This window comes from Sinorhizobium fredii USDA 205, from assembly GCF_001461695.1.
Lineage (GTDB): Bacteria > Pseudomonadota > Alphaproteobacteria > Rhizobiales > Rhizobiaceae > Sinorhizobium > Sinorhizobium fredii.
The window spans coordinates 1-19,458 of sequence record NZ_AUTC01000203.1; the positions used below are offsets into that span (position 1 = coordinate 1).

Here is a 19,458-nt window from a genome sequence, read left to right on the forward strand (position 1 = left end):
GAAAGACCGGGGAGGCTTCGCCCGACAGGGCTCCCCTGCGGGAAACGGGAAATCAGGAGACAGACAATGACCGATACCACTCCAGTGGTCGAAACCTTTTTTGTTGCGCTGAACAAGCTCGACGCCGATCCCAAGAACGTCCGCAAGACCTATAGCAAGGACGGCATCAAGGAACTGGCCGCCACCATCCGCGCCGATGGCTACCGGCTGTTGCAGAACATCATCGTGCGCAAGGGTGAAAAGCGTGGCCGGTTCTTTGTAACCGCAGGCGGTCGTCGTCTTGCCGCCCTCGTTCATCTCGCTGAGGCAGGTGAAATCGCCAAGGATCACGCTGTCGAATGCAAGGAGCGCAGCGGCGACGACGCCACCGAAATCAGCCTGATCGAGAACAGCGCGCGCGAAGCCATGTTGCCGGTTGAGGAATACGAGGCTTATCGCGCACTGGCCGAGGCGGGAAAGTCCGCAGACGACATCGCCGTTCGTTTCGGCACGACCGAGACGTTTGTGCGCAGGCGTCTGGCGTTGGCGCGTGTGGCACCTTGCCTGCTTGAGCTTTTCCGCAACGAGGAAATGAGCTTCCAGCAGCTGAGCGCGTTCACCGTATCCGACGACCACGAAAGACAGGTGGAGGTCTGGAACAGCCTGCCGACATGGAACCGCGATAGCCGGTCGATCAAGGCGGCGCTGCAAGCGGAGGCGGTCAAGGCAAGCGACAAGCGTATCAGGTTCATCGGCGGAATCGAGGTTTACGAGGCCGCAGGCGGAACCGTCAAACGTGACCTGTTCGATGAGCAAAACAGCGGCTACGCCCTCGATGTCGCCCTTGTCGAAAAGCTGGTGGCGGCGCGGCTGGAAGCCGAGGCGGCAAACGTTCGCGCTGAGGGCTGGAACTGGGTGGAATGCGTTTCCGTCTTTCCAGTCGAGGCTCATTCCATGCCGCGCATCTATCCGCAAACTGTGGCGCTATCCGATGAGCAGCAGGCCGAGGCGGAGCGGTTGGACGCCGAATATGCCGAGCTTGCCGTACTGATCGAGGCAGGTGTTGCCGACGATGACGCTGAACCCCGCGCCGAGGCCATTCAGGCGAAGCTGGCGGTACTGGCCGACGCGGAGGAAGCCTATGACCCCACCGATATCGCGAAGGCCGGATGCTATGTTCTCATCGACTACTACGGCAATCTTTCCGTCGAACGCGGTTTTGTTCGTCGGGAGCCTGTGACCGAAGGACAAGACAAGGTCGCCGAGGGCGAGAGCGGAGAAGGCGGCAAGGGCGATGGGCGAATTTCCCCGCAGGACGAAAAGCAGCCCGAACCCTCGTTCACGCTGTCAGCCGCGCTCACGCAGGAATTGACGGCACAGAAGACCGCCGCAATCCGCGCGGCCCTTGCCCACGACCCGGACATTGCCCTTGCCGCCGTTGTCCATGCGATGTTGGCGAGCCTATTCAATTCGTACGGCAGCACGGAGGAAACGTGCCTTGAGGTGAAGGTGACAAGCGAGAACCTTGAAACCAGCATCAAGAACCCGGCAGCTTGCAAGGGCATCGCGGCTCTGGACGACCTCAAGGAGAACTACGGTCACACCTTGCCTGGCAATCCTTTCGATCCCTGGGACTGGTGCCTTGAGCAGCCGACCGCAACGCTTCTCGACCTGCTCGCCTATGCCGCCGCAAGATCGGCGAACGCGCTGCAACTTGGTCACTATGAGCGGAAAAAGCAGAGAGCCCACGCCGACCGGCTGGCCCGAGCGCTCAAGCTCGACATGACCGAGTGGTTTGAGCCGACGGCCGAGAACTATTTCGGGAGGATCAGCAAGACCGGGATCGAAGAGGCGATTAGCGAAGCCAAGGGGGTGGATTTCGCCGCGGGCATATCCGGCATGAAGAAAGCGGACGCAGCCGCTTATGCCGAGCGCCAGATTGCCGGTACCGGATGGCTGCCGGCGGTTGTCCGCATCGCCCCGACTGCAGAAGAGGCGTGCGAACAGGTCGAGGACGCAAGCGGCTTTGATGCCGACGAATGCCCGTTCGATGTGGACGACCGGTCGGACAGCGAAAGCGACGTGTTCCCCGAAGCAGCCGAGTAACCGGCTGCGGCAGGTCGCGCCAGTCTCCGGCGCGGCCTGTTCCCTTCACTGAATTTCCCAGAACCAGCCGCGATTAGACGCCGGGCATCGCAACGGCGATTGGCGAAATGCGCCCTGCCGCTCATTTCTCAGGTGATCCATAAATTCTCCCCGCCTCAAGTCTATCGTCAAGCTGTTCGAGACCTGCCGCTACAAGCACGATCTTTACACGGTCTTTGGCGACTGGTGCGAATGCTCCGCCATCTCCATGAGCAACGCCGTCGATCCAGTGAACTTCGAGAAGCGCGAGGCGCGCTATATCGAAATCGGCCGGAAATACGGTCGAGAAACCATGGCAACGTTCTCGCATATCATGGGTGAGGTGGTCATGGCGCTGGAGGAAATGCCACAGGACATTTTGGGCATGACGTGCCATGCGCTGGAATTGCACAACAAGGCGAGGGGGCAATTCTTCACGCCCTATCCCGTCTGCCAGCTGACGGCTCGGATCGTTGTCGGAAGCGCCGAGGACATGCAGAAGGCGATTGCGGAACGCGGCTTCATGATCGCGCAGGAACCCGCAGTGGGAAGCGGGGCGATGATCGTCGCACTTGCCGAAGCCATCCTTGAGGCGGGTTTCAACTATCAGCAGCTTCTCCATGTGACCGCCGTGGACATCGACGCCCGTGCCGTTCACATGGCCTATGTTCAGTTTTCGCTGCTCCACATCCCGGCGACCGTTATCGTTGGCGACAGCCTGGCGATGCGCTTTCGTGAAGACTGGCACACGATGGCGCATGTGATGGGCGGATGGGCGGGAAAGCTCGCGAGGGCAGGGGAGAACGTTGGCGGGCAGGAAGCATCGGCTGCGCCGGTAGCGGCCAAGGATTTGGTCGTGGAGGCAGCTCGCTCTACCTCGCCTATGCAGGAGCAATTTCCGCTGACGACCGGGAAGAACGGACAACTGCGCTTGTTTTAGAGGCGCAGCCGTTGTCTGCCCTTTGCCGCATCGAGCGGCAATGGGCAGGAAGCGCGGGGTGCCCCAAAGCCCCACCCCTCGCGCACCCCACCCATCCCGAATGGCTTCTCGCACGTGCCGAACTTTACAACTGTAAAGTCCCTTGCGTCCGCGCAAGCTGTCGTTAACTTTTGATTAACGAAAAAATCCTTGAAGAATCAGAGTCTCTCTGGCATCTCTGACGGAAATGATCGCTTAACGTGGCGATAACCGTCAAGAGGATTGAATGCTTCACCCGGCTTCTCAGAACGTCAGCGATACCGCATCGAAGATCGAAGCCTATACGTCGAAGCTTTCGGCGGAGCTTCAGGATATGCGGGAAGCAGTCTATCCGCCAGCTGCAAGGAAGACATTCTCGAGAACATTCTCGACGCTCGATCTCGTGCGATTGCTGAAGGTTCCCGAAAGTACCCTTCGGCAACTAACGATCGAAGGGAAGGGGCCTTTGCCGGAGCGCGCCGAAAACAATCGGCGGACCTATACGGTGGAGCAGGTAAAGGAGCTGCGATCCTTTCTCGCGGCCCTTCGGCCCGACGCAGCTGGAGAGCTGTTGCCCCATCGCAGGAAGGGCGAAAAGCTTCAGGTCATCGCGACCGCAAATTTCAAAGGCGGTAGTTCGAAGACGACGACCTCGATTCATTTGGCGCATTTCCTCGGCCTGCAGGGTTACCGGGTTTTGTGCATCGATCTGGACCCGCAAGCGTCCATGACCGCACTTTTCGGTATCCAGCCGGAGTTCGATCTAGGCGAAAATGAAACCGCCTATGCGGCCATCCGCTATGACAACGAGCGCCGATCCTTAGCGGATGTCATTCGCCCTACCTATTTCCCAGGCGTCGATTTGGTGCCGGGAAACCTCGAGCTCATGGATTTCGAGTTTGACACCCCTTCCTACCTCACACAGAGAAATCGGGACGACCTTGGCATCTTCTTCGAACGGCTAAGCAATGCGCTGGCGCGCGTGGAGGATCGCTACGACATTGTGATTCTGGATACACCGCCATCGCTCGGCTACTCGACGCTCGCTGCCCTCTACGCGGCCACGTCGTTGATCGTGACGGTCCATCCCGCCATGCTCGATGTAGCGTCATGCAATCAGTTTCTCATCATGATTTCCGATCTTTCCGAAACGCTAGGACAGTTTGGCGCGCGTTTTGAGCATGATTTTTTCCGCTTCCTTCTGACACGTGTGAACCCGAACGACGGCCCGCAGAAATACATGTCCGGCGTCATGCGCCGTCTTTTTGGTGATGACGTACTCGTGGCGGAAGCTCTGGAATCGACGGCTATTGCTGGCGCAGCCGTGGCTAAGAAAACCCTTTACGAGCTCGAAGTCGGCGAGGTTGGCCGGGAAGCGCTTAAGCGCGCCATCGAAAGCGCCGATCGCGTTAACTTCGAGATCCTTCAGCTGATTCATAAGGTTTGGGGGCGTCGCACATGAAAAAGAGCATACTTCAAAGAATGGCGGCGGATGCCGAAAACCGCGGTGATACCGCCCAGGTCAGCGAGGCGCTGGATAAAGTCCTACCGTCTCGGCGCCACTCTTCGCCGGTCATTTCTAACGTGGGACGAGTGCTCACGCAGTTGACCGAGGACAGCATCATTTCACTCGATCCCGCCAAGGTGGAACGCTCCCCTTACAAGGATCGCTTCGAGAATGACGAAGAGGCCGAGAAAGAACTTGAGGCGCTGAAAGTATCGATTGCAAGCGAAGGGCAGAAAATACCCGTTCTCGTCCGACCGCATCCCACGAAGAACGATCATTATCAGCTTGCCTACGGGTACCGTCGCTGGGCGGCCATCAAGGCCATCATGGCGGACGCCGAACGGCCAGAGAACGTAAAGATCAAGGCATATGTCCGCGAATTGACGGATCGCCAGCTCATTGAGGAACAGTCACTTGAAAATGGCGTGAGGGAAAACCTCACCTGGATTGAGCAGGCAATGTGGGCCGTGCAGCTGAAAAGCGCGGGCCTCTCTCATCGTGCGATCTGCCCTATCCTTGGTTTGTCTGAGGCGGCTGTGTCGCACTTGTTTCGAGTCACCGACGTCATCCCCGAAGACATCGTCTATGCTATCGGCCGCGCAAAAGGTATTGGCCGCCCGAAATGGACTGCATTTGCGGAACTGCTGAAAGATTTGAACAAGGTCGCTGCAGTGCGGCGGATCGTTCAAACGCCTGAGTTTCCGAAGGCGGATGGGGCCGAGCGGATCGCGCAGGCGATGAGAGCTGCAAGCGATATGTCTGCAAAGGCAGAAGGGAAGGGGGAGGGCGAAGTCCGCGACTTCGCTCTTGGCGCGAGGATTTTCGGCCGCATGAAAGCCACATCGTCCGGGACGACCGTCACCATTCCCAGGAAAGAGACAGCATTTGCGCGCTGGCTGGCAGATCGGATGCCGGACCTGATGCGCGAATACGATCAATCGGCCGATCCCGCGCAATAGGGCGGGGTCACAGCAAGAGGTAAGCAGGTCGAGAAGGAGAGACCACCGCAAAAGAAAAAGGCCCCAAAACGTTTCCGTCGTGGAAGCCTCTCTCAATTCCTAGCAAGATCGAGAATCGCATTTTCACGAATCACAGTCAAGAGTCTTTGGCACCGTTTTGGTGAGCGGATTTCTTTTGCCTTTTGAAAGGTGAAGGAACATGCAGAGTGGAAATGTAACGACGCCCTTCGGGCGGCGGCCGATGACACTTGCCTTGGTCAAAGGCCAGCTTGAGACGGCCGAGCGCAACGCCAGCAAGTCTGTCGATAAGTGGAAAGTCTTCCGCGACGTCTGCGAGGCGAAGGATGTGTTCGGTCTGCAGGACCGATCGCTGGCGGTGCTGCATGCATTGTTGAGCTTCTATCCGGACACTGATCTTTCCGACGAAAACGGGCTGGTCGTGTTCCCGTCGAATGCGCAGTTGTCTATCCGCGCGCACGGCATCGCCGGCACCACGCTGCGCCGGCATCTTGCCGCGTTGGTTGACGCGGGTCTGATCCAGCGCCGCGATAGCCCGAACGGTAAGCGATATGCGCATCGCAGCAGGGGAGGGGAGATCGAGGACGCGTTCGGCTTCAGCCTGGCGCCAATGCTCGCGCGTGCCGTCGAGCTCGCCGGCCTCGCCCAGCAAGTCGCCGAAGAGCGGCTGCGGTTCAAGCGCGCCAAGGAAGCGCTGACGCTTTGCCGGCGGGACGTTCGCAAGCTGATTTCCGCCGCCATGGAAGAGGGCGCTGACGGCGATTGGGCGGCGATCGAGGCGATGTATCTCGGCCTCCTCGCACGGCTTCCGCGCTTTCCCAGGCGTGCAGACGTCGACGCGGTGCTCGAAGAAATGCAGATGCTTCGCGAGGAGATCGTCCACCTTTTGGAAATTCAGCTAAAAGCAGAAAAAACGGACGGCAATGCTGTCCAGGATGGGTGTCACATACAGAATTCAAAACCCGATTCCATCCATGAACTTGAACCTAGCTCTCAAAAAGAGCAGGGCGAGAAGCCGAGGCCAGAACCGAAACGAATTGCCGAGCCGCTAAAGGCATTCCCATTGGCGTTGGTGTTGAAGGCGTGCCCCGAAATAGGGGATTACGCACCGGGCGGCCGAATAGACCATTGGCGTGAGCTGATGTCGGCTGCCGTGGTGGTCCGATCGATGCTCGGCGTCAGTCCGTCGGCTTATCAGGAGGCGTGCGAGGTGATGGGGCCCGAAAATGCAGCCGTCGCGATTGCCTGCATCCTCGAACGGGCAGGACACATCAACTCGGCCGGCGGCTATCTGCGCGACTTGACCCGGAAGGCGGCGCGAGGCGAGTTCGGTCTCGGTCCGATGCTGATGGCGGCGATCAGGGCCAATAGCGGCGGTGAGAAGCGGAGCGCATGAGGCTCTCCGCTTCCACCTGGTCAGGAAATGTCGGGAATCCGGTCGGCGATCTTTTCGAGGTAGTCGTCGATGGCTTCCTCAATGTAGGAGTTGAACTTGCGGCGCTCGATTGCGGCGAGGATCTTCAGCGTCTTGTGAACGTCGGCGCGGATATGGATGCCGGTGGTGACTTTCTCGGTGTCTCGAAAGCGCTTGCCGGCGATCGGATCGCGGCTTTCGCCCTTGGCGACCATGCCGCGAAGCTGGTTGCGGGCAACCGGCGGCTTCGAGGTGGAGGCCTGGCCTTCGTCGGCGGCTGGCGGGGGAGGGGAGGCGGCATGCTTTTCGCGCACGGACGGTTTTTGGCGGTTCGTCGAGATCAGCCCGAGAACAAGGTTCTTGTTGTCTGATGCGTCGCTCATGCCGAAACGCCCTCCGCGATTGATCTGTAGAGGGCGAGAATCTCGCCGAGCAGCGTTTCCATCTCCGCAATGGCCTTTGGGTCGGGTTTCGCGATTGTCTGGAGCGTTCCAGCGGCGCCGATCGATTGATAGGAGGCGCGCCGGGCGATGGGTTGCGAGGCAAGGGCAACGCCGCTTTCCGCCAAGATTTCGCGGAGCGGCGCATGCGCCTTGGCACGTCCGGTGACGAGATCATGCTGATTGATGACAATCAGCGCCGGCAATTTGCGCTTCTGGTCGTCTTCGACGACGGGGATGTGGTTGAGCGCGAGCTGCATTCCGGCAACCACATCATCCTGGGTGGTCTGAAGCGGGATCAGGACGATATCGGCGCAGTAAAGTCCAGCGAACAGATTTTCGTTTGTCGTCCCCTCGATATCGACAAAGACGATCTTGCCCTCGTTCTGTCGATCCAACGCCATTTTGTAGATGCGATCCGGATCGAGGCAGCTTTCCGCCTCCAGCCGGTCCGGCCAGACATTCATCTGTTTCGACATTGTCACCCAGCGCATTGTGTTGGCGCGGCTGTCGGCGTCGATCAGGAACACGTCGTTGCCGGCGTGGGCGGCTGTTCCCGACAGCGCGCGGACGAGCGTGGTCTTTCCGGTCCCGCCCTTGGGGTTGGCGATGGTGACGATCATAGAAGCTCCTTTCGCTCTGTAGTAAACTATATTTAATCACCGGCCCTTCGCCTGGCAACGCTCAATTGCCCGTTGTTGATTACCCGCGGATGATTGATGAGTGATGATTGCCCGCTGTTAATCAGCAACTGGCAACGACCCAGTGATGATTACCAATGAGCAACTATTGCGCTGTTTATTGCTGATAATCAATGATTATCTGCCAATTGCCAGCGCTTGCGTGAGCAGCGTTGCGATTAACAATGGGCAATTGTCAGCGCTGCGATTATCCGTTGCGAGCCGCCGTCCATTCGGCGGTGAGGGTGTGAAGTCGGAGTTTCCGTTGAGAGCGCGAAGTAAACTATAATTAATTTCTTTGTGGCAGGATAGTCATGTTTGTGGTACAAACTCGACGACGCCCCGCCTCCGGCAGGGCTGTGGTTCGCGCCAAGCGGCGCTCTGGGGCGCCTCCGGCACCCTGATGGCAAGGAAAGGCATGATGCGAAGCGAGGTGGTCAGGGTCCGTCTGAGGCCGGAGGAGCGCGAGGCACTCGCCGGGCTGTGCGGGAAAAGCCGCACCGCAAGCGAGGTGATCCGGCTGCTGTTTCGCGACCAGGCCGGTCTTCCACTCCCGGTCGGCCCGGTCGAGTCGGACGCTTTGCGTGGCACGAATGAGGAACTGCGGAGGATCGGCATCAACCTCAACCAGGCTGTGCGCGCTATGAACGAAGGACGCGTCGGCTATGAACCGCATCTCGATGCCGCGCTGCGCAATCTTCTCGAAGGCGTGTTCCGGCTGAGAGCGGACGTTGACCTGATGCTGCGGATCAGCCGGCAAGAGCGGAGGAGGGGCGGAGATGGCGTATGACTGGGCCGGGCTGCTCGGTGAAATCGACACCTATTCTGCGCGCCGGGTGTCGTCTCTCGTTGACGACGATGAGGAGCGGCGTCGGCGCGGCCGGGCGCTGGCTCTCGTCGCGGTCGGCGAACCGGCTCAGAGGCGTTACCTGCCGACCGGGATTGTCGGCAAGACGGGGCAAAATACCGCTTCGTCGCGTCAGCCAACCATCACGTCGATCCTGCGGCCGCCGCAGACCTCCCAGCAGGAGATCATCACGCTGACCGGTGCTTTGGGATCAGGCAGAGGTCGAGATGAGGATGACGAACTGCTCAGGCGTGGCGGCGGGGGAGGGGGCGGTGGTGGCGCGCCGCGTGTCGACCGCAATATCTCCTCTCGCCGTTTGGCGACGGAACGGGCTTCACAGGAGACCGCAAGCCGGGCGGCAATCGCTGCCGGCGCACAGCCGGTCGTAATCAAGGTCACGTCGACGGTTTCGAGCCGGGCTTCGGCCGCCGGGCTCTTGACCTATCTTGGAACGCGGGAGGTCGAAAACGAAAACAGCGAGAAGGGTAAGGCGGACATCCCCATTTTCGATCAGAACGGCCTTGCCATCGCAAGCCGAGAGGATCGGGCGGTGGCGTTGGCCAAGTGGGTTGAGGAGTTCCGGGAGCCTTATGCAGTGAATGCGGCGGCGACGCTCGCCATCACGCTCTCCGGTTCCGTCGAGGACGATGAGCTCCATGACGCCCTGAACGCCACCTTCGGCTCAAAGCCGTTTCTCTATTCCCGTCATCCGGACGGCCAGGTGTCGGTTTATGCGGTCACCGAGCTTTCGGCGAAGAAGCTCGCCTTGGCGCTGAAGGCCCGAGAAAAGGGTGAGGGTGCGGCGCGCCCTGTCGAAAGGGCCGAAGCCGATTTCGAACGTCGGCTGGTGGGTGCCGGCATCCCGGCCGTTGTTCGCATTGTCGGCGCTGCGGCTTCGGATAGATCGGGCCGCTATTTCCTCGAAAAGTTCCTCCGTGCCAAACAGCGGATAACGACAAGCGCTGGTGATGCGGTGAAACGCGGCCCATCCATCAAGGAGCAGGTGGACGGGATCTGGCAGGACTGGTCGGGTCATATTCGAACGGTCGAACCGCGCAATGCCTTCCACGTCATCTTCTCCGCCCGCGCCGGGACTGATCCGGAGGCGATGCAGCGCGCTGTGCGCGATTTTCTCAGCGAGCAGGTGGCGGGTCACCGGTGGATCGCCGCCCATCACCCGGAAACCGGCCATGTGCATGTCCACGCGATGATTTCTGCCCGCGATGACGTCGGCAAGGCGCTGCGGTTCACCAAGCCGGAACTTTACGAATGGCGCGAGCGGTTTGCGGCCAAGGCGCGCGAGCAGGGCATCGCCATGGTCGCCACACGCCGGGCCGACGTCGCGGCAACCCGGCCGTACAGCCAAGCGCAGGCCGGCGCGTATCAGCGTGGCGGTAGCGACCCGCGTTACCTGAAAAGTCCCTCCGTCAACAATCGCGTCGAGCACAAGCGGGCCGGCGTTGTCGACCGCGCGTCGCTCACCAACGACAAACTTGCGCTGGCACCCCTATGGCGGGCGACCACGGCCGCTCTGAAGCAGGCGGGGGCGAAACCGGCGGTGATCGAGGCAGCCAACCGGTTTGCGGCCGCAGCGGCGGGCAAGGCTCCGGAGATTGCACCGTCCACTAAAGGCTTTTTGCTTCTGCGGCTGGAGATGGAGGGCCTCGGCGACACGGCCTTCCTGGCTCGGAAGGTCCAGCGCGCTCTTGATGTCGATAGTCAGTTCGTTTCGGTAAAGAAAGGAACCGTGCTGCTTCTGGTGCCGACAAGGGCCAGCGTCAGCAAGATAGAGCGGGAGCTGGCGCGGCAGAACCACGAGTTCGGCCCGGACAGTGAGACCCTTTCGGTGGCCCGGGATATCCAGCGCCGGCTTCAGGAATATAAATTGCAAGTCGCGGTCACGGTCGAAGCCGCCGGCGCAGCAAAGGCTGGCGCTCCGACACCGTGGCTGCAGAGCCGGCTCGATGCGCATTCAAGGACGGCGAGCTCAGAAGAGGCTGCGCCGCTGACACAACTTATGACCCTGGTTTCGGACCTCAAACAGCAAAAGGAACACACCATGCCGCTATCTCTGGAACAGTTCGACGAACGTGTCGCCCGCGCCAACAAGTCGATGGATCGCCTAGAGACGATGGTCGACAGCGGCGCCGAGCGCCAGGCGGTCGAAGAGATGCGAAAGGAGATTTCCGCGCTTTTTGCCGAACAACGCCGCGACATCGAGATGCAGCGGACACCATCGGCCATGGAAACGACCGGGGGAGGGGCGACGGCGCCGGCTGCTCGGACCGACGACGGTTATACTCAGGACCGGACGCCTCCGCCGAATGTCGATCCGGCTATCGCGGCCCAGCAGCAGGCGATTGCTGCCGGCCGCGCCGCACGGGCGGCACGCGAACAGACGGGTGCTGCGAAAGGAGCGCAGGATGAACAGCGTCGTGAGATCCTCCGGCAATCGGAGCAAGAGCGTCAGCGCGACAATGGCCGCGATGGGGCCGAACGCTGAGCGGACTCACTCCCGTAACAGGCCGTCGAATACCTCGAGCAGTGCGTTGACGATCGCCTGGCCAAGCGCGTTAGCCGTTTCCGCGATCTGCTCGTCACCTTGGTCACGGGCGGCCAGCGCCAGGTCCCCGCCTTGCTCAGAGACGATCGCCTTGGCCCGCTCGATCGCCCATTGGGCGAAGTCGCTGCGGTTGGAGATGGTCAATGTCTCGACGTGGTCATCCATTTACGATTTCTTTCAGTTTCTGTTGCTAAGTCGGTTTGCGCGGTGAGTGTTGCGTCCGCGCTTGCTTGTTGCGCGGTGTGAACGTCGGCTGAAATTCCCTGGTGTTTGAGCGCGCTTCTTGGGAGAACTGTAAGCCGGTTACCAGCGCGGGTCCGGCCATTCTGCGTTATCCCACAATGCCAACTCACCTGGAGACAAAAGGCCTTTCTCACCGCGTTGGAGGCGAAGCGTATAGTAGCTGTCGTACATGGGATCGAAACTGGTTAGAAGCTGCAGGAAATTCGCTTTTCGTTGCGATTTGGTCCACGAGCAAAAGATCGCGCCGCGGCTCTGGAGCATTTCAAAGACGGAGGGTTGCGCCGGATTGAGGCGCTGCCATAGGGCGACCGCGCGCTCAGCCTGTGCACCGAAATCTTCCCGTAGTGCTTCATCGATGATCGCTTCCAGCGCGTACGCAATGGCCTGCGTCTTGGCGGAATGGTTGAGAAAGGCGAGGGAAAGCCGCAGTAGTCTGTGTTGAAGCAATAGAACTGGCCACAGTATCTTCACGCCGAAACGGACGCCCATTTCCTCGTAGTGCTGGGGCGGCTGAAGAACTTCACGCTGTTGTTCGTAGGCCTTGCGAACGTCGTAAGCCAGACTGAGAAACATGCCCTCCTTGTCTGTCACGAGCGGGGACCGCTCGTTGACGTCGTGAACGACCTCATGCAACCAGCGCAGAGACGTGTAATCGCCGATCAGAAGAACGCCGGCATGATTTTTCAGCAAGTGATAGGAAAGCAAGCAGATCCACCCATTTTGGTCATTGTTGGCATATCAACTGCGACGGAAATGCACCTCGCTCGACCCACGGATCGGTGAGTTCGATTCCGAGCCCCTCAAAATCCATGGTATTACACGGGGCGAGAGCGAGTCGTGCGCTATCGCTGTCGCGGCGATTAGACCGTCCATCGACGCTAGCCCGCGACCGCTTCGCTTCGCAAGCCCCATCGGGTCACCCCAGGCCAGAGCAACACGGTCGTCCACTGGAATGACACGGTGTTCGAAACGTTGTGGCAGATCCCGGGCGAGCCACTCGGTCAGTGCATCGCGCTATCGTCCGGTGTCCATGAGGGCAACACCGTGACGAATTTCCGCAATCGACATGACGCTGATAAAGGAGCGGTCTTCGTCAAGTCCATCCAACCATTCGAGAACGCGGCCTTCGGGGCGCGGCTTTGTCACTTCTGACAACGTTTGGAACTACTTCCGCTTCGGGCCGATTGCCGCCTTGGCACGATTGCGGCGACTGCCGCGTTACAACAGGCGAGCGGCTCGGCCGCTGCGCCGGGTCGCATCGTTGTAGTAGCTGGTGGCCTGCTGTACGGAACGATGCCGAGACTGCTCCATCGCTTCGGGAAGGGGAATGCCACGGTTGGCGGCCTCTGTGAGATAACCGGATCGCAAGCCGTGCGCCGAAAACTCCCCCGGCTCCAACCCGGCCCTGGCGACCCGCTGCTTGACGATGTCGTTGACCGCTTTCGGATCGAGCGCCCGGCGGGAAACGTTGCCCCAGCGATCGATTGCCCGAAACACACTGCCGCTGTCGATCCTGGCGGCCGCCAGCCAGGCGTTCAAGGCGTCGACGGGCCCGCCGGTCAGATAGACGACCTCGTCCTGAGCGGCGCCGCTGTTCTTGGTGCGGCCGAGGTGGATGGACAAAGAGGGAAGGGGAGTCCCGTCCTCCACCTTTACCGGCGCCTCGACCGTCAACTGCTCCTTGCGCAGGCCGGCGACTTCGCTGCGGCGGCGGCCGCCGGAGGCGAAGGCGACCATCAGGAGGGCCCGGTCGCGCAGATCGCGGAGATTGTGGTCGCCGCAAGTGGCGAGCAGTTTGGCCAGCACGTCGCCGGTGACCGCCTTGGCGCTCTTGCGACGGCGTTGTCTCGGAACAGCTCGGATCGCCAGCCGAATGGCTGATTTGAGGGCAGGGGAGGCGAAGGCACCGGCCGCGCCGCGCCATTTGCTCAGCGTCGACCAATTGGCCAGCCGCCGGCGGACGGTTGCGGCCGTATGCGGGCCGGCAGACCTCAGGAAGCCGCCATCCCGCAAGGCGCGGTCGACGTCAACCGGCATGCCGTGATCGGGGTCGCTCTCGCGTCGTGCCGGATCCCACAGGTGATGGGCGACGAATTGCAGCAGCAGCGCCTCCGGCGCTGGCCAAGGGAGAGGGCTTCCCGTCGCCGCGAGCGACCATGCTTCCAGATAGGCGAGGTCGGACGTCAGCGCCCGCAGCGTGTTCTCACCCATGCCCTCGTTGACGAGGTGCCTGAGTGTCTCGACATCCTGGTCGGTCAACAGCTCGGCCAGCTTGTCGCGCCGGTCGATCGGCAGCACCGAGGCGATCGTGTCAAGCTGCTCAGCTCGGATATGGACCGCGTCGCTCATCAGAAGGGAAACCTCTTCGCCTTGCGCTCGCTGGCCAACTGGATTTCGTAAAATTCGTCCATGTTGGCAATCGGATCTTCACCATGATCGGCACGGCGAGCGAGCTCCTTCAGTGCCGCAAGATTCATCCGCGGCTTCGGGAGAGCCAGGTCGATAAAGTCATCGTCCGGCAGCATGGTATGCGGGTGCATGTGAGGAAGGATCCACCTGGCAAGATCCCGATAGGACGCGGCGGTTTGATGCTGCAGCAGGTCGGTGGTCGCGCCGGCAACGATGTCGGCGATCTGCAGGCCGGGATTTGCTGCGGAGGAGCCAAACCGGATCGGATTTGCCAGGTTGGCCTTGATCTTCGCGCGTTGGCTGCCGGCCCCGATCAACTCGGCGCATTCGGACCGGCCGACAAAGCCGTCGAACACACGCGCCATGGCCTGCAGCGGCTTGGAATCGTCACACAGAACATCCAGACTATCGTAGCGGTGGCCCCAGCCGTGCAGGAGAAGACTGAACAGGCAGGTCGTGGTCAGGTCCAATGTCCACTTCGCCGTGGGATTGACGTCTTTCTGCAGGTGCTTACTCTGCTCGGCGATCGTCGCGGCGTAGCCCCGCGCGAACCGCAGGACGCAGTCGAGAATCTCGTGCGTCTCGGCGCTACTCTCGGCGGCGGCAAACACCGTCGGCGCGTCGGCCGGATCGAACGACTTCATGAAGCTCTGCAGTTCCTCTGCCAGCTTCGGTGTGGGCTCACCCGTCTCGAACAGGATGCGATGCAGGCCGTTCATAACAAAGCGATGTAGATCATAATGGTAGAACAATCCGTTCATCGACTCGAGTACGGGTTCGAAGATGTATTCGAAGGTCTTGCCGGCGAGATTCAATCGCTTGTCGGCCGCGATGACCATCGCCCGCCCTTCAAGGGGAGTTAAAATATCGAGCGCGATTTCCGGCCAGTTGTTTCGTTTGCGCAGCAGGCTGGATTTCAGCTCGGGCGCCTGGACACGGAATTTGGCCCGCGCCGAGGCGACGATGGCCGCGGCTTCGTCCGCCGTCAGCTCGACCGCCGCGTAGGCGAAATACGGCTGATTGTCGTCCAGGAGCTTGGGGCCGGTAAAGCCGGCCTCGTCACAGGATATCAGGCGGGGGTTTTCGGTCTGCTCTGCCATGCTGCTCCATTTGTCTATCGCGTTTGTCGAACCAATCGGACCGACGAGTCCTGCGATCCTGGTCGCACAAGATGCCGGTAAAACCCTGAGATTATTCGCGGCCCAGCGATCCAGGATCACGAGATTGGCTGATTTGCGCGTTCAAATCAATCGCTTCCGATAAGCATTACTTATCGATGGTTATGACTTCGAGCCATAGTACCATGGAGTGACGGACACAAACTATCCACTGGCGTCCGTTTAGCGAATCATTTACCATGATTTCAATGTCTTACGATCTCGCCAAATTACCCATTTCAGCGCTGTTACGACCGATTTCCGACGCGGGCTCAATGTTGTCCCGTCTCGACGAGCGCATCGCCCGTTCTCCGGTCGGCGAGGGTTTTGTCGAACGCTCGCACTTTACCGACGCCTGCGCCTCGCTCTGGATCGATGGCGAGCTCGTCCATCTGGAAGACCTCGTCCTGCATGACGCCACCAAGGACATTCGCACGCCCACCCACGAACTGACCATCGCCCGCGACGTTTTGCGCACCCGCCGCCGCATCGCCGCGCAGCCACCCGCATGGGCGCTGTCGCCGGACGGCCTTCGCAGCTTGCGGGGACAGGCTTGGCCTGCACCATCACATGGCACCGACGATGCCATGGCGATCGACGCTGGAGAGTTGGATGCCGACGCGGCTGGAGAAGGGGAGGGGGCGGTCGGCGATGATGGCGTCAATGCACTCGAGGCCGAGTTCGCCGCCATTGATGCGGTGCTCGCCCGCTCCGACGCCGCGATCGAGCAGGCAAGGCGGCCCGGCCGCGCGGGCGCCCCGGAAAAGGATCCGCTGGTTTACGATCTCGACTGGGATGAGGACGAGCGTCTCGAAGAGTGGCGCGGCGTGTTGCGCCAGGCGCAAGACCTGCCGGCTGTGCTGCAGGCAATCGTCGCCCTCGATGCCTGGAACGAAATTTCGGTGCTGCAGCATGCACACTGGCTCAGCCGGCTGCTGTCCGCGTCGATCCTGCGTCAGGTCGGGCTGACGACGGCGGCGCATCTGGCCGCCTTCAATCTCGGCCTCAAAACCATCGCCGTCGATCGTCGCCGCCATCGCGACCGGGAGGCCCGGCTCCTCGCGATCGCGCATGGGCTTCTGGCGGCCGCCGAGATCGGGCTGAAGGAACATGACCGGCTGGCGCTGGCACGACAGATGATGGAGCGCAAATTGGCGGGAAGACGGACGTCGTCAAAACTGCCAGAACTGATCGATCTGGTGATCTCGCGGCCACTGGTGTCGGCCGGTATGATCGCGAAGGATCTTGCCGTCACGCCGCGGGCGGCGCTGCGGATCGTCGAGGAGCTGGGCTTGCGCGAGATGACCGGGAGGGGGAGGTTTCGAGCATGGGGGATACTTTGAACTCAGGACATCGGCAATTGAATCGGGGCAGGATGGGCGAGCGAACTAAGCGGCAACATATCGTACCGAGGTTTTATTTACGGCATTTCACCCAGGCCGATGGAGAACTCTGGACGCATGATTGCGTCTCGGGAAGCGCTCGGAAGTCCACACCCGAGAAAACAGCATACGAGACGAACATTTACACGCCGCTCGGCGAGGATGGTGTGCGCATTGACTTGGTTGAAGACTCCCTCGCAAAAATCGAGTCAAGCGCTGCGCAAATCTATCCAGACCTCCTGTCATTCAGGCGACTGTCGAACGTAGCCAAGGCCGATTTTGCCGCCTTCCTCGGCACCATGTTTGCCCGCAGCCCAGCCCAGCTTCGTCAATTCGCGCAGTTCATGGGCCAGATGACTTCGTGGGGCACCAAGCATGAAATGGAGCGTGAGTTTCGCCTGAAGGAAGAGAATGGCGAATTGTCCGAGGTGCACGCGGCCGTTCGGGAGATCCTGCACAACGACGACCTATTTACTATGAGCGTTGATCGCCGCGTTGGGCTGCTCGCATTCCAGCAGGCTGAATCTTTATCAAAGATCATGATGCGAATGACCTGGAATTATGAAATCAGCGAGAACCAACAGTTGGTCACAAGCGACAATCCAATGTTTTGGGTTCGAGGAGGAGGGCCAGCCGATATTGGGGCATATGGCTTCGGACTTGGCAATTCACATGCCGTGATTCCGTTTCCCATTAGCCCTAGCGTCATTCTGCGGCTCGATTGGCGTCCCGACATCGAATGGAAGAAACTCAAATTGGATCGCCAGAGAGCAAAGCTGGCGAACCAGTATCAGGCCAAGCACAAGGAAAGGTTTCTGTTCTTTCGGGATCACGATCAGGGACTGCTGAACTTGGCAATGAAATACAGGGATCCGGTAAATCTGCTGAGCCCTGGTGTGCCTTCTCCGAAGATAGACGTCGTCAGAAAGCTGTAGCGTTGAAACATGAGGGGATTAATGCCTTCGCACCCTAGAAGAATTGCAAAAATGGATGAGGGTGAGCAAGTAGTTTGTTGGAAACGGGCGTTGGAAGGCAGCTCGACCAAGTCGACGTGATCCACAGCGTCTACTCCCGTTGACAGGATCGTGAATATATTTGCTTGGTGACGACGCGCAATCCAGGAACAGTTGATGTCGACAATCACGCTGAAGGCCAAACATGATCACCTCGAAAAGGTGGCAAGCACTCGAGACCCCATAAAGGCGCTTGCAGAGTTCGTCTGGAACGCGCTCGATGCGGACGCAACGGAAGTATCAGTCGAGTTTCCGCGCAATCAGCTCGGCGCAGTCGACGCGATCATCATTAGAGACAACGGAATTGGCATTTCGAAAGTGCAGGCTGACCACGACTTCGACAGCCTGGGTGAATCCTGGAAGCGCGAGGCCCGACAGACGAAGCTCCATGCGCGAGCTATCCACGGTAAGGAAGGACAGGGACGCCTCAAGTTCTATTCGTGGTCGCAAAGAGCAATCTGGAAGACCGTGTCAGATACAGGGGGCGCAAAGTATGCGCTTGAAATCTCCGTCGACGCCGATCGACTCCACACCGGAACAGTCGGCGACCCCGTCGCTGTTGAGCCGCTATCGCTACCGGGACCATCGTCGAACTCGTCAACCTCAAGGAGGGGTTGGATTGGTTGACCGGTGAGCAGGCGCGGGCCGACTTTAATGCAACGTTCGCCCCCTATGTCCTTCATTACCCGAGCGTGAGCATTCATTTTGACGGCACACCAGTCGATCCCAAGAATTCTATTGAACGCTTTCATGATTTCAGTACGAAGCCCATCGTCGGGAAGACCCGTGTCATAAATGACCTGTCGCTCAAGGTCATCGAATGGAAGAACAAAGTGTCGAATCGTCGAATTCACTTTGGCGGCGAGACAGGTGTGGTTCTGGGCACGATACCCGCAAACATCACGGCGCCGGACTATTCTTTTTCCGTCTACGCTTATGCCCCGTTCTTCCAAGAGATGGCGGACAAGAACCTTTTGGAGTTAGACGAGCTCGGAGATCCTGACTTTGTGCGAGTGGTTGAATACATTCGCGATCAGGTTGGCGACTACTTTCGAGATCGAGAGGCAGAAAAATCAAGCGAGTTAATCCAGGCATTAAAGGAGGCGGGAGTCTATCCTTATGAGGGTGATCCCAAAGACGAAATCGAACGGCGAGAGCGGCAGGTCTTCGATATTGCGACGCATGCCGTTCAATCCTATTCGCGCGATTTCAAGAAGGCTGAAAACGCGCTGAAAAAAATCACGCTTGGTCTTCTCAAAGAGGCGTTGGCGCATAATCCTGAATCGGTCACGCGGATTCTGAAAGCCGTCTTCAATTTACCGAAAAACAAGCAGGATGATTTTTCCGATCTGCTGGAGCGGACGCAGCTCTCTCATATTATCTCGGCCTCAAGCCTGATTGCCGGTCGGGTCGTCACGCTGAAGGTTCTTCGCGAGATGGTGTTCGATCCGAAGCACAGATCGACCATCAAGGAGCGAGGGGAACTTGATGTTCTGGTTGGTGAGAACACATGGATTTTCGGAGAGAACTTCCATTTCACGATGCAGGAGTCCGGTCTGACCAAAATTATGGGGCGTGTGTCGGACGAAATCGGAAAACCTCGCTCCCGAAATGCAAAAGCGCGGAAGCCGGACGGCAAAGTTGGTCGAATTGATTCCTTTATGGGCAGAATGGTGCCGAACTCGAATCCGTCTCATCGTGAATTTTTGCTGGTAGAGCGTACGCATCCGAGGAGGGCCGCCTTGCTGAGAAGTGAGGCGAACTG

16 protein-coding genes and 2 pseudogenes are annotated in these 19,458 nt (G+C 59.7%); 11 read left to right on the plus strand and 7 right to left on the minus strand.

All coding sequences use genetic code 11. The features are described 5' to 3' along the window. The first annotated feature begins 66 nt into the window (after positions 1-66). From N181_RS30190 to repC, 5 genes are all read left to right on the plus strand, one after another. Entirely contained in the window at positions 67-2,085 is a 2,019-nt protein-coding gene (locus N181_RS30190) for a ParB/RepB/Spo0J family partition protein (RefSeq protein ID WP_051000163.1), read from the plus strand. Positions 2,086-2,332: 247 nt separating this feature from the next. Continuing rightward, positions 2,333-3,043, plus strand: coding sequence for an N-6 DNA methylase (locus N181_RS30195; RefSeq protein ID WP_060564134.1), 711 nt, complete (start codon positions 2,333-2,335; stop codon positions 3,041-3,043). A gap of 265 nt (positions 3,044-3,308) precedes the next feature. Then, positions 3,309-4,523, plus strand: a complete 1,215-nt coding sequence (gene repA, locus N181_RS30200) for a plasmid partitioning protein RepA (protein WP_042778500.1) — start codon at positions 3,309-3,311, stop codon at positions 4,521-4,523. Continuing rightward, positions 4,520-5,527, plus strand: coding sequence for a plasmid partitioning protein RepB (gene repB / locus N181_RS30205; RefSeq protein ID WP_042778524.1), 1,008 nt, complete (start codon positions 4,520-4,522; stop codon positions 5,525-5,527). Before repA ends, repB begins: the two co-directional genes overlap by 4 nt. Before the next feature lie 199 nt (positions 5,528-5,726). After that, positions 5,727-6,941 carry a plasmid replication protein RepC gene (repC, locus tag N181_RS30210; protein WP_042778501.1) on the plus strand — a complete coding sequence of 405 codons (1,215 nt, stop codon included), beginning with the start codon at positions 5,727-5,729 and terminating at the stop codon, positions 6,939-6,941. A gap of 20 nt (positions 6,942-6,961) precedes the next feature. Here repC and N181_RS30215 read toward each other — a convergent pair whose 3' ends face one another. Continuing rightward, entirely contained in the window at positions 6,962-7,342 is a 381-nt protein-coding gene (locus N181_RS30215; RefSeq protein WP_042778503.1) for a hypothetical protein, read from the minus strand. Further along, positions 7,339-8,022, minus strand: a complete 684-nt coding sequence (locus tag N181_RS30220; RefSeq protein ID WP_042778504.1) for a ParA family protein — start codon at positions 8,020-8,022, stop codon at positions 7,339-7,341. The genes N181_RS30215 and N181_RS30220 overlap by 4 nt, the downstream gene beginning before the upstream one ends. A 478-nt stretch (positions 8,023-8,500) precedes the next feature. On the opposite strand from N181_RS30220, the gene N181_RS30225 reads away from it, so the two are divergent. Together N181_RS30225 and N181_RS30230 are read left to right on the plus strand one after the other, a co-directional pair. Further along, positions 8,501-8,869: a MobC domain-containing protein gene (locus N181_RS30225; protein ID WP_157785606.1), complete on the plus strand. Its 369-nt coding sequence runs from the start codon at positions 8,501-8,503 to the stop codon at positions 8,867-8,869. Next, positions 8,859-11,429 (plus strand): relaxase/mobilization nuclease domain-containing protein, encoded by a 2,571-nt coding sequence (locus tag N181_RS30230; protein WP_042778507.1) that lies wholly within the window; start codon positions 8,859-8,861, stop codon positions 11,427-11,429. Before N181_RS30225 ends, N181_RS30230 begins: the two co-directional genes overlap by 11 nt. 6 nt (positions 11,430-11,435) lie before the next feature. Here the strand turns inward: N181_RS30230 and N181_RS30235 are convergent, their stop codons facing one another. The 5 genes and pseudogenes from N181_RS30235 to N181_RS30255 all read right to left on the minus strand — a co-directional run bounded on the left by N181_RS30235 (position 11,436) and on the right by N181_RS30255 (position 15,361). After that, positions 11,436-11,654 (minus strand): hypothetical protein, encoded by a 219-nt coding sequence (locus tag N181_RS30235; RefSeq protein WP_042778508.1) that lies wholly within the window; start codon positions 11,652-11,654, stop codon positions 11,436-11,438. Positions 11,655-11,792: 138 nt separating this feature from the next. Continuing rightward, entirely contained in the window at positions 11,793-12,437 is a 645-nt protein-coding gene (locus tag N181_RS30240; RefSeq protein WP_051000165.1) for a DUF6904 family protein, read from the minus strand. A 19-nt stretch (positions 12,438-12,456) separates the two neighbouring features. Next, positions 12,457-12,887, minus strand: a pseudogene (locus N181_RS35140) (PIN domain-containing protein). 63 nt (positions 12,888-12,950) lie between these two features. Next, positions 12,951-14,081: a site-specific integrase gene (locus N181_RS30250; RefSeq protein WP_042778509.1), complete on the minus strand. Its 1,131-nt coding sequence runs from the start codon at positions 14,079-14,081 to the stop codon at positions 12,951-12,953. Continuing rightward, the gene (locus tag N181_RS30255; RefSeq protein ID WP_141322207.1) at positions 14,081-15,361 is read right to left on the minus strand and encodes a DUF3800 domain-containing protein; all 1,281 of its coding nucleotides are present in this window, start codon (positions 15,359-15,361) and stop codon (positions 14,081-14,083) included. The genes N181_RS30250 and N181_RS30255 overlap by 1 nt, the downstream gene beginning before the upstream one ends. Before the next feature lie 137 nt (positions 15,362-15,498). On the opposite strand from N181_RS30255, the gene N181_RS30260 reads away from it, so the two are divergent. The 4 genes and pseudogenes from N181_RS30260 to N181_RS30275 form a co-directional block, all read left to right on the plus strand. Beyond that, positions 15,499-16,641 (plus strand): RHE_PE00001 family protein, encoded by a 1,143-nt coding sequence (locus N181_RS30260; RefSeq protein WP_042778511.1) that lies wholly within the window; start codon positions 15,499-15,501, stop codon positions 16,639-16,641. Next, positions 16,626-17,615: a DUF4238 domain-containing protein gene (locus N181_RS30265; RefSeq protein WP_234885959.1), complete on the plus strand. Its 990-nt coding sequence runs from the start codon at positions 16,626-16,628 to the stop codon at positions 17,613-17,615. The genes N181_RS30260 and N181_RS30265 overlap by 16 nt, the downstream gene beginning before the upstream one ends. Before the next feature lie 195 nt (positions 17,616-17,810). After that, positions 17,811-18,320 carry an ATP-binding protein gene (locus N181_RS30270; protein ID WP_042778513.1) on the plus strand — a complete coding sequence of 170 codons (510 nt, stop codon included), beginning with the start codon at positions 17,811-17,813 and terminating at the stop codon, positions 18,318-18,320. Then, a pseudogene (locus tag N181_RS30275) lies at positions 18,317-19,458 on the plus strand (ATP-binding protein); the annotation flags it as partial. The gene N181_RS30270 and the pseudogene N181_RS30275, both read left to right, overlap by 4 nt.